Source organism: Oceanobacillus salinisoli (assembly GCF_009733865.1).
Lineage (GTDB): Bacteria > Bacillota > Bacilli > Bacillales > Amphibacillaceae > Oceanobacillus > Oceanobacillus salinisoli.
The window spans coordinates 269,597-284,638 of the sequence record NZ_WOFB01000001.1 but is presented as its reverse complement, the minus strand read 5'-3'; the positions used below and the strand labels follow the sequence as shown (position 1 = coordinate 284,638).

General features: G+C 37.6%; 18 protein-coding genes. 6 read left to right on the top strand and 12 right to left on the bottom strand.

Annotated elements, in window-relative coordinates; all coding sequences use genetic code 11:
- Positions 1 to 255 precede the first annotated feature (255 nt).
- The 3 genes from GMJ66_RS01275 to GMJ66_RS01265 all read right to left on the bottom strand — a co-directional run bounded on the left by GMJ66_RS01275 (position 256) and on the right by GMJ66_RS01265 (position 2,021).
- Complete coding sequence (locus GMJ66_RS01275) at positions 256 to 612, bottom strand: HesB/IscA family protein (RefSeq protein WP_156288644.1); 357 nt, start codon at positions 610 to 612, stop codon at positions 256 to 258.
- 206 nt (positions 613 to 818) lie between these two features.
- Positions 819 to 1,682, bottom strand: a complete 864-nt coding sequence (gene dapF, locus GMJ66_RS01270; protein ID WP_156288527.1) for a diaminopimelate epimerase — start codon at positions 1,680 to 1,682, stop codon at positions 819 to 821.
- A gap of 12 nt (positions 1,683 to 1,694) precedes the next feature.
- Complete coding sequence (locus GMJ66_RS01265) at positions 1,695 to 2,021, bottom strand: YuzD family protein (protein WP_156288526.1); 327 nt, start codon at positions 2,019 to 2,021, stop codon at positions 1,695 to 1,697.
- Between the two features lie 163 nt (positions 2,022 to 2,184).
- Between GMJ66_RS01265 and GMJ66_RS01260 the strand changes: the two genes are divergently transcribed.
- Positions 2,185 to 2,409: a NifU family protein gene (locus GMJ66_RS01260; protein ID WP_085991476.1), complete on the top strand. Its 225-nt coding sequence runs from the start codon at positions 2,185 to 2,187 to the stop codon at positions 2,407 to 2,409.
- Between the two features lie 189 nt (positions 2,410 to 2,598).
- Here GMJ66_RS01260 and GMJ66_RS01255 read toward each other — a convergent pair whose 3' ends face one another.
- Together GMJ66_RS01255 and GMJ66_RS01250 are read right to left on the bottom strand one after the other, a co-directional pair.
- On the bottom strand, positions 2,599 to 3,561 hold the full coding sequence (locus tag GMJ66_RS01255) for a 2-hydroxyacid dehydrogenase (protein WP_156288525.1): 963 nt from the start codon (positions 3,559 to 3,561) through the stop codon (positions 2,599 to 2,601).
- Between the two features lie 35 nt (positions 3,562 to 3,596).
- The gene (locus GMJ66_RS01250; protein WP_156288524.1) at positions 3,597 to 4,571 is read right to left on the bottom strand and encodes a protein kinase family protein; all 975 of its coding nucleotides are present in this window, start codon (positions 4,569 to 4,571) and stop codon (positions 3,597 to 3,599) included.
- Between the two features lie 81 nt (positions 4,572 to 4,652).
- Between GMJ66_RS01250 and GMJ66_RS01245 the strand changes: the two genes are divergently transcribed.
- Positions 4,653 to 5,153 carry a phosphatidylglycerophosphatase A family protein gene (locus tag GMJ66_RS01245; protein WP_156288523.1) on the top strand — a complete coding sequence of 167 codons (501 nt, stop codon included), beginning with the start codon at positions 4,653 to 4,655 and terminating at the stop codon, positions 5,151 to 5,153.
- 468 nt (positions 5,154 to 5,621) lie between these two features.
- Here the strand turns inward: GMJ66_RS01245 and GMJ66_RS01240 are convergent, their stop codons facing one another.
- Genes GMJ66_RS01240 through GMJ66_RS01230 form a run of 3 tightly spaced genes read right to left on the bottom strand, consistent with a single transcriptional unit; the run spans position 5,622 to position 7,508 of the window.
- On the bottom strand, positions 5,622 to 6,395 hold the full coding sequence (locus GMJ66_RS01240) for a TIGR01457 family HAD-type hydrolase (protein WP_156288522.1): 774 nt from the start codon (positions 6,393 to 6,395) through the stop codon (positions 5,622 to 5,624).
- A 21-nt stretch (positions 6,396 to 6,416) separates the two neighbouring features.
- On the bottom strand, positions 6,417 to 7,055 hold the full coding sequence (locus tag GMJ66_RS01235; RefSeq protein WP_156288521.1) for a helix-turn-helix transcriptional regulator: 639 nt from the start codon (positions 7,053 to 7,055) through the stop codon (positions 6,417 to 6,419).
- A 12-nt stretch (positions 7,056 to 7,067) separates the two neighbouring features.
- Positions 7,068 to 7,508 carry a DUF86 domain-containing protein gene (locus GMJ66_RS01230; protein ID WP_156288520.1) on the bottom strand — a complete coding sequence of 147 codons (441 nt, stop codon included), beginning with the start codon at positions 7,506 to 7,508 and terminating at the stop codon, positions 7,068 to 7,070.
- A 247-nt stretch (positions 7,509 to 7,755) separates the two neighbouring features.
- On the opposite strand from GMJ66_RS01230, the gene GMJ66_RS01225 reads away from it, so the two are divergent.
- On the top strand, positions 7,756 to 9,183 hold the full coding sequence (locus tag GMJ66_RS01225) for an amidase (RefSeq protein WP_156288519.1): 1,428 nt from the start codon (positions 7,756 to 7,758) through the stop codon (positions 9,181 to 9,183).
- A 506-nt stretch (positions 9,184 to 9,689) separates the two neighbouring features.
- Here GMJ66_RS01225 and GMJ66_RS01220 read toward each other — a convergent pair.
- Entirely contained in the window at positions 9,690 to 9,998 is a 309-nt protein-coding gene (locus GMJ66_RS01220; protein WP_156288518.1) for a hypothetical protein, read from the bottom strand.
- 95 nt (positions 9,999 to 10,093) lie between these two features.
- On the opposite strand from GMJ66_RS01220, the gene GMJ66_RS01215 reads away from it, so the two are divergent.
- Positions 10,094 to 10,345, top strand: coding sequence for a hypothetical protein (locus GMJ66_RS01215; protein WP_407939175.1), 252 nt, complete (start codon positions 10,094 to 10,096; stop codon positions 10,343 to 10,345).
- Positions 10,346 to 10,383: 38 nt separating this feature from the next.
- On the opposite strand, the gene GMJ66_RS01210 is transcribed toward GMJ66_RS01215, so the two are convergent.
- Positions 10,384 to 10,659 (bottom strand): YutD family protein, encoded by a 276-nt coding sequence (locus tag GMJ66_RS01210; RefSeq protein ID WP_156288517.1) that lies wholly within the window; start codon positions 10,657 to 10,659, stop codon positions 10,384 to 10,386.
- Between the two features lie 131 nt (positions 10,660 to 10,790).
- Here GMJ66_RS01210 and GMJ66_RS01205 point away from each other — a divergent pair, with 131 nt between their 5' ends.
- Together GMJ66_RS01205 and GMJ66_RS01200 are read left to right on the top strand one after the other, a co-directional pair.
- Positions 10,791 to 11,363: a YhcN/YlaJ family sporulation lipoprotein gene (locus GMJ66_RS01205; RefSeq protein ID WP_156288516.1), complete on the top strand. Its 573-nt coding sequence runs from the start codon at positions 10,791 to 10,793 to the stop codon at positions 11,361 to 11,363.
- Between the two features lie 120 nt (positions 11,364 to 11,483).
- Positions 11,484 to 12,452, top strand: coding sequence for a M23 family metallopeptidase (locus GMJ66_RS01200; protein WP_197046567.1), 969 nt, complete (start codon positions 11,484 to 11,486; stop codon positions 12,450 to 12,452).
- A 925-nt stretch (positions 12,453 to 13,377) separates the two neighbouring features.
- Here GMJ66_RS01200 and GMJ66_RS01195 read toward each other — a convergent pair.
- Positions 13,378 to 13,494 carry a methionine/alanine import family NSS transporter small subunit gene (locus tag GMJ66_RS01195; protein WP_156288515.1) on the bottom strand — a complete coding sequence of 39 codons (117 nt, stop codon included), beginning with the start codon at positions 13,492 to 13,494 and terminating at the stop codon, positions 13,378 to 13,380.
- Positions 13,494 to 15,026: a sodium-dependent transporter gene (locus GMJ66_RS01190; protein WP_156288514.1), complete on the bottom strand. Its 1,533-nt coding sequence runs from the start codon at positions 15,024 to 15,026 to the stop codon at positions 13,494 to 13,496. Before GMJ66_RS01190 ends, GMJ66_RS01195 begins: the two co-directional genes overlap by 1 nt.
- Positions 15,027 to 15,042: the final 16 nt, after the last annotated feature.

The following is a 15,042-nucleotide window of genomic DNA, read 5'->3' as shown; positions in this document are numbered from 1 at the left end:
AAGTGGGGGTCTTTCAGCCAATTAATCACCTAAAGACGTGTCAGCACGTGGTGGCTCACCAGCAGCCCACGGATAGCGTAGTGTATTTCCGTAGCGGTAGATTAAGCTCCAATATCATCTAAAGTTAGTTCGCGGTTTATGTATATAGTGACTAAAGCAACAAATCTTTTCGATCTCGGGTAATTATGAATGAATAATAAAGGGGATTTTTGCAAAAAAAATCCAGAACACTTAAGAAAAGCGTTCTGGATTTCATTAACAATCTCCTGGTGTCCCAACAACTTCCTTTGTTCTAAACGAAGAGCCGCAACCACAGGAATAGACGGCTTTTGGATTATCGATACTAAATCCGCCACCCATCATGTTTTCTTTATAGTCAATCGTTGTCCCCTCAATAATAGGAACATCCTGTGACTGGATGACAACCGGAATTCCATTTACTTCTTCTTGTATATCCAATTCTTCATTCACTTCTTCGTCAAAGCCAATTGAATAAGATAATCCGCTGCACCCGCCACCTTTTACGCCGAAACGAAGACGTACATTTTCACTTTCATCTTGCATCATTTCTTTAATACGCGTACTTGCTTGTTCAGTTAAATGAATAACCATCATCCCACGGACCTCCTTCATTCATCTTATTAATATTAGTATACAAAGTTCATCAATGTACTTCAACTAATTGATTTTTCACGCTTTTACTGCCAGTAAGATTATGGTAAATTGAATCTTCAATCTGTAAAGCTCTAACAGTAAGTTTATCACTTAATCATTTTCACTTCTTAGCGATTGTTAGCTGACACAATACTTCCCATAAATTATGCCTCATACTGATAGATTCCAGAGGCAATGACTTCCGCTCCACCAGTCATCCAAACATATCCTTCTTCGTCCCATTTAATCGTTAAATCTCCACCATCCAAGTGAACAATAACCTCTTCATTGCGTTTTACTTTCTGATTTAATACAGCAGCTACTACCGATGCACATGCACCAGTTCCACATGCCTGTGTCACACCAGATCCACGTTCCCATACGCGAAAGTTGATTTCCTTGTCAGAAACGATTTCAATAAACTCCACATTAACCCCTTCAGGAAAACGTTCATCTTTTTCAATAACTGGTCCATATTCGTAAAGTGGCGCATCCCCAATACGATCTACCAAAAAGACTGCATGCGGGTTTCCCATGGATACGGCTGTAACATCTAACGCAACATTCTCTTTTACTGTAAAAGGCTCTGCAATAACAGTGTCTGCATCTTTTCCTTTCATTGGAATGTCTGATCGTCTTAAAATCGGTTTCCCCATGTTAATGGTAATTTCCCGAACCGCTTCATCCTTAATAAATACTTCAGATTCCACAATGTTTGCCTTCGTTTGAATCCGAAATTTTCTCTTGTTCACAATACCATTTTCAAAGGCATATTTTGCAGTGCTGCGAAGTCCATTGCCACAGCTCATCGCTTCCGAGCCATCTTTATTAAATATTCGCATACCAACATCTGCATCGTCTGTCGGATGAATAAGGATTAATCCATCCGAGCCAATTCCTGTATTCACATTAGAAACTGCCTGTGCAATTTCCGGCAGAAGTTCTTCTTTCAAATTAAATTTAAATAAATCAACATAAATATAATTATTACCTAGTCCATGCATTTTTGTAAATGGGATTTCCATCATTGCCCCTCATTTCTATTGTTGTTTCAATCCATGTTCTTCCAATGACTGGTAAATTGGCTTTAAACGTGGGATTCCTTCTGCAACCAATTCATCATTAATCATAACTACCGGCCAAAACAAATCTTCCTCGAATATCCGTCTTGCAAATTGCTGATGCTTTTCATCGTTTGGTGGTTCATTAATATCTACATATTCATATAAAATATGATCATCTTTATATTTTCTTCCTATCGCTGCTTGAAGCCATTCATACGTATCTTTAGAACTCGGTGCACCAACACAACTTGCGCAAATTTGCTCTGCTCCATATATTGTAATCTTAACTTTTGCTTTCTCCAAACGTAAAACCTCCCATACTTCCAATTACTTTTATTTTACAAAATGTTGATATAAAGATAAAATAAAAGTAACTAAATAGATGTTTTGAGCTCCTCTGGAAAATTCGAATAGATTTTTTTACAAATACATTTTATAATATAGACAGGGAAAGGAGAAGATGGATATGTATGAACAAGTACAAGAAGTATTAAACAAATTGCGTCCATTCTTATTACGTGACGGTGGAGATGTAGAATTAGTAGATGTAGATGAGGATGGTATCGTTCTTCTTCGTCTAATGGGCGCTTGTGGAAACTGCCCAAGTTCTACAATCACCTTAAAAGCTGGTATTGAACGTGCACTTACTTCAGAGGTACCTGGAGTAAAAGAAATCGAACAAGTATTCTAATTACAACATATAGCTAAAGGCAGGAACGAATTGGATCGTTCCTGCCTTTTTTATTGCTTAGGAAATTATAAAATGTAAAACCTGTGAATAATTTTTATTACTATAAGTAGCCACATCCAGCTCCAGCGCCCAGCGAGCCTCCCTCACCACCGTACGTCGCTAAACGGGCGCTTGCGCTTTTGTTCTTTCCTAAATCGGTGTTACTGGCTCTTTTCTTTGTATAACACGATCCACATTATCAAGACAAAGTTCAATCATATTTGTTCGTGTTTCTACACTTGACGAACCAATATGCGGTAAACATACTACATTATCCAGTTCCATCAACGGATGTGTGCCGTCAATCGGTTCTTCTTCAAATACATCCAACCCTGCAGCACGAATCTGCTTGGTTTTCAATGCTTCCACTAAAGCGGACTCATCAACAGTCGCTCCCCTGGATATATTGATAAAAATGGCAGAATCCTTCATTTTCTCAAAAGCATTTTTATTAAATATTTTACGTGTTTCATCTGTTAATGGAACAACAGATACTACAAAATCTGCCTTCTGTAAAAGCTCATCAAACCCAGCATACTGAGCATCTAACATTTTCTCAGCATCCTTTTTTCTTGTGCGGTTGTGATACAGAATAGACATGCCAAATCCTTTTGCCCGTCTTGCCACTGCCTCTCCAATTCTCCCCATACCAACGATTCCAATCGTTTTATGATGAATATCAGAGCCGGCTAATAAAAATGGTCCCCAGTTTTCCCATTGGTTCTTTTTTATGTAGTTGTTCGCTTCTATAATTCTTCTTGCAGTCGCCATTAACAATGCAAATCCTAAATCAGCCGTTGTCTCGGTTAAAACATCGGGAGTATTCGTTACCACCACACCACGATGTTTAGCCGCACTTACATCAATATTGTCATAGCCTACCGCTAGATTTGCAACGACCTTTAGTTGTGGTGCTGCCAGTAGTAACTGTTCATCAATTTTATCACTTAGCATACTAACGAGCCCATCTGCTTTCTTTACTTCATCCAATAACGTTTCTCTTGGTACAGGAACTTCCTCTTCATCCCACATTCTAAATTGATATTGAGTTTGATATGGCTCCAATAGTTGACTTGGAATTTTTCTGGAAATATAGATCAATGGTTTTTCCATCTTTACTGCCTCACTTTCCTATATTACATTTGTGTTTATAACCAGTGTAACACAGGAATATCCAATGATTTAGAATCAATATCTAATTTTTCATAAAAGCCGCGAAGTTTTTTTTCATAATCTGATTGTTGATCAATTCGCTCTCGCAAATCAAGATATAATTGATCCAGATCCTCAGCCATAAATCCACGATATATAACATCAAACAGGTGAATAGGAAACAGCAAACGACCATAAATTAAACGTAAACTAAAAATGGATAATGGAGAAACGGATTGATAGTCATCCACAAAATGAACGATTTCTTCCTGTCGTTCGTGATAGAGAAAGCAGGTACGAATATATTCCGCAATATCCCTTGCCGGATGATCATAAACGAATTCAGTTGGCCATAAGACTGATGACTTTAACTGATTAGAATAACGATTAAAGGTTATTGTTCCCTGATCCGCTTTATGAAATCGCGATTCTGTTTCACTTTCCCGTATATATTGAATGGCATTTTCACTTATACCAATGAGATATGGCAGTACATCCATTAGTAATTGGTAATAATCACACGGATTATTTTTCGCTTCCTCTTCTATTTTCGCTTCAAAATAAGTTAGTTTATCAATCCATAAACTTCTCCAGTCTCCATAGCTGGATATTTCCTTTGGCTGATACTGGTACTGTGCTCCGACCTGATGAAATTCTGCCATCCCTAACCCATGGGATATTCGATTATCCTGTTGCATATTATTTACCTGCATGACCATATAATTTTTATCATGGTAAGGAGTAAACCACTCCCCCTGAAGATTGGGTATTGGTAAAGAAATGTGGTCCACTTGGTTTTCTTTCAAGTAATATGCTAAACTTGCCTGTTCCAAATAAACCATTTCCCTGTTTTCAATAGAAGTGATAAAATAGAAATTATTACCATTTCTATATCCTTCTTCACGACCAAAGCCTATTTTTTCTTCAACTTGGATACCATAATACGTAGAAAGAAATCCACTAAAAGGCAAAACAATCTCTCCTTTCCATTACTACAAATTATATGTATGGAAAGAACATATCTTAACTACAAAAAAAGAAAAGGTGATTAAATGGCTAAAACTAGTGAATTGGAAAAGAAAGCAAGAGAACTGTTAGAAGAACGTGGTGTTTCCGTTGAAAGTATTGCTGAATTAGTGTATTACCTGCAATCTGCCTATCATGACAAACTTAACATGGACATTTGCAGAGAAAATGTGGAGAAAGTGCTAACCAAACGAGAAGTTCAAAATGCTATTATAACTGGTATACAATTAGACATGTTAGCCGAGAAAAAACAGCTAGAAGAGCCACTTCAGGAAATTATTGAAAAGGATGAAGGATTGTACGGAGTAGATGAGGTGATTGCATTTTCGATTATCAATGTGTATGGCTCCATTGGATTTACAAACTATGGATATATTGATAAGCAAAAACCGGGCATTCTAAAAAAATTAAATGACAAATCTTCAGGTGAAGTTCATACCTTTTTAGACGATATCGTTGGAGCAATATCAGCAGCTGCTTCCAGCCGTCTTGCACATACGTACGAACAGCTTGAAGAAGATGATTAGAAAACACGAGGCTGGGGCAAAACTAGCGTACAATGGCACCTAATTAAAAAAGGTATAAGATACAAAAATCCGAACTGTGATTCGAATTCTAAATGAAGAATATCGAATCACAGTTCGGATTTTTCTTTAATTAAATCACTTTTATCTAAAACCATGAGCTCATTCGGGCACGTAGAACCACTCTACGTTACCTTTTGATGGTTTCATCGGCTCATTCGGGTACGTAAAACAACTCTACGCGACCTTTTGATGATTTCATCGGCTCATTCGGGCACAAAAGAAAAAGAAATACAAAATTAAAATTCCCATTCGTGGCAGTAGACATGAGTAAGTAAACAGTCATGAATTCATTTATTCAATAGATAAAGAAAAATAATCCAAAAAAAAATGGTTCCAATCATCAAAACATGTTCGGAACCATTTTTATATTATTTTGTCCAAGTTATGTCTTAGCCTGCCTCAATTTTTTTAAATGTTTTCCATCCATTCACGCAAGCTGTGAACATAATAGGTTGGCTTTACATCCAGATGAGCGTACTCTGAAAACGGAGTTACTCCTGTAAAGACCATCAGTGTATCCATCCCAGCATTGATTCCAGCTTTAATATCGGTTTCATAATTATCCCCAACCATTAATGTTTCCTCGTTTGACAATCCAATAATATGAAGTGCTTCCTTCATAATGACTGATTCCGGTTTACCAATAAACGTTGGAGCGACTCCAGTACTAACCGTTATAACCGAAGTAATCGAGCCATTACCAGGCAATAGACCGCGTTCGGTTGGAAGGGCAACATCACCATTTGTCGATATAAATGTTGCCCCATTTCTTACTGCTAGACAAGCCTTAGCTAATTTTTCGTAATTCACTCCCCGGTCAAGGCCAACGATGACATAATCTGCTTTCTCGTGATCAACAACCTCAAGCCCGCTTTTTTGCAATGCATGACGCAGTCCTTCTTCACCAATAACATAACAAGTGGCATTGGGCTTTTGATGTTTTATATAATTGGCGGTTGCTAAGCTGGTGGTAACAATTTGATCTGCCTTTGCCTGGATTCCCATTCGACTTAATTTATTTGCTGCATCTTCCCCTGTTTTTGTCGAATTATTCGTGACAAACAAGTATGGAATGTTTTTACGAACCAGTGTATCAATAAAATCTACTGACGCATCTATTGGTTCTTCCCCAAGATACATCGTACCGTCTAAATCAATTAAATATCCTTTATATTGCTTCAATTTTTCGCCCTCATTTCCTAATTATTCATTGGCTGACGGATTTTTAATCGTCCACCTGCACACATGATTGCCTTTTGTTATAAACGAGTGTGCTGACACCTTACTATTTGAAAACAATTGCTCCAACATTTTTTTCTCGTTCAAACAAACTTGATGGTACGTTGATGCAATATTGGATATCGGGCAATTATAATTTCTTAGTTCAAAATCACCATCATCTGTTTTCTCCACCTCAACCATATAGCCATTTTCATTTTGGATATGTGCAACCTGGTGAATTCTTTCTTCTAATGAATTGGTGACAATACAGGACTCGTAATAGGCCTTCTCTCTTTCCATTCTTTTTTCCAGCACATCATAGACTGCCTTTGGGCCTTGAAGGGCTTCTAAATCACTCAATAAATCAATAGGCAATGTTTTTAACTGATTTGGAAATGTATCATGGCCTTTTTTTGTTAAATCATATGTAAAATATGGCCTTCCAATCTTCTTTTTATGGGAAGTTTTCTCAACCAAGCCCTGTTGCTCCAACTCATGGATATGTTTTCGAACAGCAATTTCGGAAATCGTAAAATATTTCATGATTTCCCCAATCGTCATGGCAGGATTCTTTTTAAAAATATGTAATAATTTTTGCTTTGGTGTTGTTTGTTTCTTCATTTTACATCACCTTTATTTCTTATTTGAAAAAGCGTTCGCAACTCCCAATTCATTCGTTAAATATGTTCTAATATGGGAACTGAACCGTCCTAATATCTCCTTTTTCTTGGAAAGAACTGTTTGCAAATGCCCGTTGTCCACATGGATATAATTATTGACAAGCATCTTACGCAGTCCAATAACCTCTTTGTAATCCTTCTCCTCATTGACAGGAAGGACTTTTTCATCAATTAAAATATCAATAATGTCTTCATAACTTCCTGGGTCACGCATAATAAATCCATCAATCATCATATTTCCAACATCTAAAATTGATTCGATTAAAACATGGGCCATACGCTCCTGACTAAGTTTGTCAGAAAACGAATCAACTGTTATCTTATCTAGTTCACGAAGTACTTTTTCCATATATATAAGTATTTCTTCAATTTTAGTTCTATCTACAAAATACATTTGCTCCCCCCCGATTGACATTCTATAATTTTATCATATCATAATACATATAAAAATAAGTGGGAAAATGATAACGTTTAAAAATTTCATTACAGCAAAGTCCCTAGGCTTTAGCCTAATTGTAACAGGTGGCAAGTGGTTTACTTTCTTATCTCTAGAAAAACATACTTTCGTCAAACCACTTCTTCGCTAAAATTTTATACTTTCCAAACGAGTTAAAAATTCACAAAGTAATGAGGGAAACGGAATGATAACAACGTCAATTTTAGACATGGATGCTACATCCATTGCGGGGGCAATTAAAAAAGGTGATTTAACAAGCTCAGAAACTGTAACACATTATATAGAGCAAATTAATAAAGTAAATTCTAGTATTAATGCAATGGTAGAGGAGCGGTTTGAAGAGGCTTTAAAAGAAGCTCAGGAACTTGATCAGCAGGCAAAGAAAAATCAATTCATTGGTCTTTTACATGGGGTTCCAATTAGTGTCAAAGAAGCATTGCATGTCTCAAATATGAAAACAACTGGGGGATTGGAGCATCGTCAGGACCTCATTTCCAGACAGGATGCGGACGTCATTTCAAAATTAAAAGCCGCTGGAGCCGTCATTTTAGGAAAAACGAACACCCCAGCCCTTAGTTTTAGTCAGGAAACGGAAAATAAATTATATGGCAGAACCAATAACCCTTGGGACATAACCAAAACCGCTGGTGGTTCAAGTGGTGGTGAAGGAGCATTACTTGCCGCAGGGGGAGCTGCAGCAGGAATTGGTTCCGATATTGGTGGATCCATTCGTATTCCTGCACATTTTAATGGAGTCATTGGATTTAAGCCAGGGATGAATCAAGTGTCAGCTGAAGGACATTTTCCATCTGTAATGGAAACTTTGGCCGAAAGAATGTTTGCTATCGGTCCAATGGGGAAATCGGTCCAGGATATGCGAATGATGTATCAAATTATTTCTGAAAATGTTGTTAAAACCAAGCATCTGCAGGAGTTTAAAATAGAGATTCTTCCCGGAACAATCGAGTATCCATTATCAGCTGTAACAAAGGAAGCACTAGATGCAATCGAAAATTATTTGGAGAAGTTTTTTGCAACGAAGCGCACCGTGCCCCCATTTTTTGAAGATGGTGCAAGAATGTGGCAGGACACCCTCTCAAGTGATGGAAGACATATACTGGAACACGAAGCATACAGTAATGATCGTTCAGGTGTTTACCGTGCCTTTTTTAGGGAAAAGTTGACACAGCGTACAACTATTCACCCATCTTTATCCTGGGGAATTATTGGTTCAAAATTATTCAAGCCTTCAGGAAAAAGAATCTTAAAAGTTAAAGAAACCTTGAATCAAGGAGATAAACGGTTAGCGGACTATCTAAAAAATCGTTTACTCATATTCCCAGTATATTACCAAAGTGCTCCAATACATGGACAGGTTTATCATGAGATTTTTTCCATACGTAAAACTTTTTTACAGTACATGCCATATGTAGCTTATGCAAATGTTTGGGGACTACCATCACTTACCATTCCCGTTGCAACAGATGATATGGGTATGCCTATTAGTATACAAATTATGAGTTCCATCGGTAATGAGGATGCCATATTCCGTTTGGGAAGACTGATAGAAAAGCGATTCCGTGGGTATGAGAGATGTACCAATTGGGATTAAGTCTTTTCTTCTAAGAGGCTGAAGTGGTATCCTTAGGTGCGAAACTGCCCGGGTGAGAATCGGGCAGTGCACTCACTTGTATTAGAATTTATATCAATTGCGAAGAGTAAGCGTAGCAAAACTGGCAAGATTCTTCTATAGAGGATATTCAAAAAGTCCGGTAAAAAAGACACATCGAATTTCTTCGTTGGCTCGCTTTTTTAGTTGCTTACGTATGGTGAGGACCTTCTATTAAAACCGCCTACGTCCTTGAAAAAGAAAAGCACTTTTTCTGCGTGCGATGTATCGCTGACGAAGTGTTCCTTGTCCTGTGGGCAACGTAGAAGTCACCAAAACACGCTCGGGGTCCGCTACTCAAAGCATCGCCGCCTCGAACTTTAAGGCGTACAGGACGTGCTAGTGTCGGCGCTCGCTACAAATGTTTTCGGTGGGACGAGTAACCGCAGTCCCAGGACGTTGCGATCTTAGCCGACCGGTCCTTTTCACCCTCCTTTTTGAACACGCACTTATATTACATCCTGATTTGATTTTTTTGAATGGTACGCATCAATAAGAAGAAATACAGCTGTAATAATGTGCATAATCATACCAACTATTGGTATCCACCCTATAGTTGAAGTAATAATTCCAAGAATACTCCCATGGAATTTTTCCCGCTCACGAACGGAAAAAACAAGGGTAACAATATGCAGGATGAGCATAACCATTAAAGGCATCCAGGCATAGGCCAGAATAATGGTTCCACCGATAATTGGTATTCCCCAAAACGCTTCCAGTCCCCCACTGACCCATTTTAAGATGGTTGAGATCTTCAATACGTTTCCACTCCCTTTAAATGAAAGCTAATTAACCCCTATATCATATTATTATTAATTGTTGAGAAAGCTATTTAGTGAAAGGAGGAATAAACTTGCCAAAAGAGCATAACAAAAAATATTCCAACTTTTCCAATGTTGACAGGATGAAAAATGAGCTAATACCTGAAGAATTTCCTGAAGGGGCTTTTGGTTCTGCTATAAACAAAGAAGAGACTGTTTCAAGTAAATCAACGGAATGGAAAGAAGGGCAAAAACGAATGAGTGCCTTCGTTTATCCAGATGAAGAGCAACATGATGATCTTCCAAGACAACTCCCTGGTTCACATCCACTCCATGATGAGTAAGATATGGAGCAGTACGTTCACAGGAAGAACGACTGCTCCTACTTTTTTATTTTTCTAAGTACAAAATAAGCACAGCCAAAATTACAGTATTCGTATAAATAATCGTCCAGTGCACTTATTTTCGTATCGATAGAGGCTTTGGCACTTCGATCATGATAAAAGCCCTTTAGTCTGAGTTGATTATAACCCCAATCTCCAACTATGTAATCGTATTTAGCTAATATATCTGAATAACGTTCTTTCAACGCATTTTCCTGAAAACCATTTTTTACGTTCTCCATGATTTCATATTGTTTTCCATGTAACTCCAACACTCCAAGTCACCTCTCTTCAACCTGAATCTATTTTACCATATGTTGATAAACAGAAACAGAAATTTCGGTGCATTATTTCCCTTTTTCACAGCAAACTAGGAAAGAGACATATTTCATAAAGGAGGGAAACCATGAAAAAAATAATTATTCTTATTCTTACAGTTAGTTCCATTCTTTTTATTAGTGCTTGTAATGTGGATACAGATAATACTATGGAGGAAAGAGATCAAATTGCTGATGAATTAGACCCTAATCGTGATGAAGTTCGAACGAAAAATCAGGATATGAATCAGCAACTAGGTTATGTACATTATTCAAAAGATGAAATAAATGAAGATGCAGTAAATAATCGGGAAGCAAAAATAGACCGTCCAGAAATGGCTGATATGATTACAAGGCTTATATTAGTTAATGAAGGGTTTGAAGAAGTGGCTACACTCGTTACAGATCAGGAAGTTTTAGTTGCCTATGAAAGCGAAGAAAACAGTGAACAAGAAAATACAGCACAAATTGCAAGAAAGACCGCAGAATCTGTTATGCCGAGCTTTTATGAGATTTACGTCTCTGATAATGAATCCTTAATTTACGATATACAAAGCCTTCATAACTCAACATCTCGACGCAATTACGATCAGTTGATTAATCAACTAATAAAAGAAATGCAAAAGTCACCACAGGGACATCATACCAGCAATGACATGTAAAGTCCAAATATGGCTATCGTTAGCCTTTGATGGCGATAGCACTGATATTTTTGTAGGAAAGTATGGAATAGAATACGTTATGTGACGAAAAATATACGTGTAATCCGGGAGGTGAAGCAATTGGTTAAGAAGCTAATCGTTTCCATACTTATTTTGACATTTTTATGTGTAAGTACGGTAAATGCAGAAGAAGAAAATGAAGATAAAGAATCCATTTATGATAAAAGAATGGCTTTATTTAAAAAGACAGAAGCTTTGACACAAATTCCTTGGTATTACTTAGCTGCTATTGACAATTTTGAACGAAATACCCAAGATAGTAGTGAACCGGAGAAGGTTATTTCCATCGATATACCATCTGAGATATGGTTTGGTATAGGAAATGCCTCTGAATACCAGGGTGTGGAAATTATCGAAATGTTTGATGGTAAAGGAAAAGATGGAAATGGCGACGGAAAAGCGGATCCTGAAGATGCTGAAGATATTTTATTTACCATGGGAAATATCCTCTTAGAGTATGGACCTACCGAGGATGACATTAAGATTGCCCTGTGGAATTATTATAAGCGGGACCTAACCGTACAAACAATCAAAAATACATCTAAAGTGTTTCGAAAATTCAAGGATATAAACCTTACCGACCGTGACTTCCCAGTCGCCATCAACTACAATTACAGCTACAATAATACTTGGGGAGACAGACGGGGGTTCGGTGGCCTACGAACACACGAAGGAACAGACATTTTTGCTGATTATGGAACCCCGGTTAAGTCAACAACTTATGGTGTAGTAGAGATGATGGGCTGGAATTTGTATGGCGGATGGCGCATTGGTATTAGAGATATATACAATATTTATCACTACTATGCACACATGAGTGGCTATAATGATGATTTACAAATAGGACAAGTGGTTAAACCTGGAGATGTCCTTGGAAGTGTTGGATCAACAGGATACGGACCTCCTGGAACGTCGGGTAAATTCCCACCGCATTTACACTACGGAATGTACAAGGACAATGGAAAAAACGAATTTTCGTTCGATCCCTATCCGTACTTAAAAAAATGGGAACGAATGGCAAAAAATTAACGTTATACAAGAATCTCTAAATATGACTACGGAATTGTATATCAATTTTGTAGTCATATTATTGTGATAACCTCCTTTGTTCAAACGGTTTAATAATTAGAATTTTTTCTAAAAAGATTGTTGCTTATTACAGGAAAATGTTCCATATTTTAACTTCGAACTAGTGTGCTCTCGCTTATTCTAATGTTGATAGTGGTTTTGCATTCGCTCCGGCAGAAGACTTACGGTTCGTGGGCACGACCTAAAGCCTCCTCGCGGAAAACCGCAGCTGCTCAGGTCTGGAACGTGCTATTCCCACAGGACAAGGAACGCGAACTTCAGCTCTACATCGCACGAAGAAAATCGGTTTGTATTTTCGAAGAGTCTACGTATTCTGCCTACGCTAGTACCAGTTTTCTGTTTAATGTGTAGCTATAACCTGTAAATAGGACGTTTGAGATTAAGCTTCTTTCATCTGTAGATAGACCCTACATTATTCTTAGTAAATAGATATTGCATTAGATTACTTTTTGCTCTAAAGATTTTAGTTACCTGTTTTCGAACAGGACAGTGTTATATCGTAAATAAGATAAAATCTTTGTATTATTCCAAGGAAATAAACTATTCCCTGACCCAGTCAAAATCAATTGGCAATACTAATATAGAAAGTTGAATAGCACAAAAACAGCGGAAGAAATACATGGATACTCCCGCAGGAAAAGAGGCATCGGTGAGACCCCTAAAGACGAGACAGCACGAGGAGGCTCACCAGCCGCCCTAAGGTGCGCGTAGTGTATTTCCGTAGCGGTAAGTTGATGCTCCAACCATCATTTTAAGTTTGTTCGGGGTTTATATCCATTCCCTAACAACAAACTTTACGAAATAGATCCTATAATTAAAAAGGCCATCACCATAGAGTGATAACCTTATTTTCATAAATATATTTTCACTCTGCTTCTTTAGCTTCTTTGGCTTTTTTAACGGCATGGTTAATACTTAATCCAAGTCCACCCCAAATGATTACCATACCAAGAACCATTACAAAGATTGCTCCACCAGTCATCATTTTGCCTCCTCAGATTTTTGGTAATCTTCCGTGACGTCGTTCTTCCATTTTGTAAACATTAATAAAATACCAATGATTAATGCTGCCGCCGCTACCCCCCAGCCAGCAATCGCTATGAACGTATCTGAATATCCTTCATAGTTACCTGTATCGGTCGGAAATTGTTTTAATAGATTTAATCTGAATAAATCGAACATCATATATCCTAATACAATTGGTGTAATACCACCTAAACTAATTTTCCACCATCCACCTAAAGGAATATCAGAAATTTCATTAGCATGTTCCTGCAAGACATTCAACTTACGTAAAATCCAAGCTACCATAACAACTTCTATTAACCCGATAAATGCAACACCAAATTGATTAATAAAGTAATCTACCGCATCAAGGAAGAATAGACCACCTTGTGTTGCATAAAGCAGTGAAATAACAGCAGATAACCCACCACCAAGCAATACTGCTTTAGCTCTGGATATTTTAAATTTATCTACAATTGCCGAGATATATGCCTCACTAATAGAGATTAAAGAACTCAAACCAGCAAGTACCAGCGATGCAAAGAATAAGAAACCAAATAGACCGCTCAGTGCAGGCAATTCATTAATAATTTGTGGAAACACTACAAATGCAAGTCCTACACCACCAGCTACTAATTCATCTATTGCTACACCAGCTTGACCGGCCATAAAACCTAGAATAGAAAATACACCAATACCAGCTAGTAATTCAAAACTTGAGTTACCAAACCCTACAGTAAAGGCATTATTCGTTATATCAGATTTTTTCGGCAAATAACTAGAATAGGCAATCATAATGGCAAATGCGATCGATAAACTAAAGAATATTTGTCCATAAGCAGCAACCCATACATCAGATGACATAATGGATTCAAAATCAGGCTGGAAAAATGCATTCAATCCATCAATGGCTCCAGGTAATGTAATTGCCCGAATAACTATAATAAGGAATAAAACGATTAATAGCGGGATAAAAATTCGGTTGGCAATTTCGATACCTTTTTTAACTCCTTTAAACAAAATACCCAGTACTAAAACCCAAACAATAATTAATGGAATGAGCACACCAGGAACAAAACTACCTGTTTGTCCAGGATCGACAGTTAAATTTAAATAGTCATTGAATAAAAATGCTTCTGTGTCTGAACCCCAGTTTAAATTGAAAGAGAAAATAGTATAAGACATGGCCCAAGCAATAATGACAGAATAATAGGTAGAGATTACAAAGGCTACCAATGCTCCCCACCATCCAAGCCATTCTGCTTTCTTATTCATTCTGCTAAACGATAATGGTGCCGAACCACGGTACTTATGGCCGATCGTAAATTCCATAATTAACAGTGGAATTCCCGCAGTCAGCAATGCAAATAAGTATGGAATAAAAAATGCTCCTCCACCATTTTCGTATGCAACAGATGGAAATCGCCAAATATTACCTAAACCTACAGCTGACCCAATTGCCGCCAAGATAAAACCTGATCTGGTCCCCCACAGTGACCTTGTTTCCATATAAACGCCTCCCCTT

Bases quoted from the DNA above. Each gene is read 5' to 3' on its own strand.
- GMJ66_RS01275 (WP_156288644.1), bottom strand. From the start codon at position 612: ATGGTTATTCATTTAACTGAACAAGCAAGTACGCGTATTAAAGAAATG.
- dapF (WP_156288527.1), bottom strand. From the start codon at position 1,682: ATGATGGAAATCCCATTTACAAAAATGCATGGACTAGGTAATAATTAT.
- GMJ66_RS01260 (WP_085991476.1), top strand. From the start codon at position 2,185: ATGTATGAACAAGTACAAGAAGTATTAAACAAATTGCGTCCATTCTTA.
- GMJ66_RS01255 (WP_156288525.1), bottom strand. From the start codon at position 3,561: ATGGAAAAACCATTGATCTATATTTCCAGAAAAATTCCAAGTCAACTA.
- GMJ66_RS01245 (WP_156288523.1), top strand. From the start codon at position 4,653: ATGGCTAAAACTAGTGAATTGGAAAAGAAAGCAAGAGAACTGTTAGAA.
- GMJ66_RS01235 (WP_156288521.1), bottom strand. From the start codon at position 7,055: ATGAAGAAACAAACAACACCAAAGCAAAAATTATTACATATTTTTAAA.
- GMJ66_RS01230 (WP_156288520.1), bottom strand. From the start codon at position 7,508: ATGTATTTTGTAGATAGAACTAAAATTGAAGAAATACTTATATATATG.
- GMJ66_RS01225 (WP_156288519.1), top strand. From the start codon at position 7,756: ATGATAACAACGTCAATTTTAGACATGGATGCTACATCCATTGCGGGG.
- GMJ66_RS01205 (WP_156288516.1), top strand. From the start codon at position 10,791: ATGAAAAAAATAATTATTCTTATTCTTACAGTTAGTTCCATTCTTTTT.
- GMJ66_RS01195 (WP_156288515.1), bottom strand. From the start codon at position 13,494: ATGACTGGTGGAGCAATCTTTGTAATGGTTCTTGGTATGGTAATCATT.
- GMJ66_RS01190 (WP_156288514.1), bottom strand. From the start codon at position 15,026: ATGGAAACAAGGTCACTGTGGGGGACCAGATCAGGTTTTATCTTGGCG.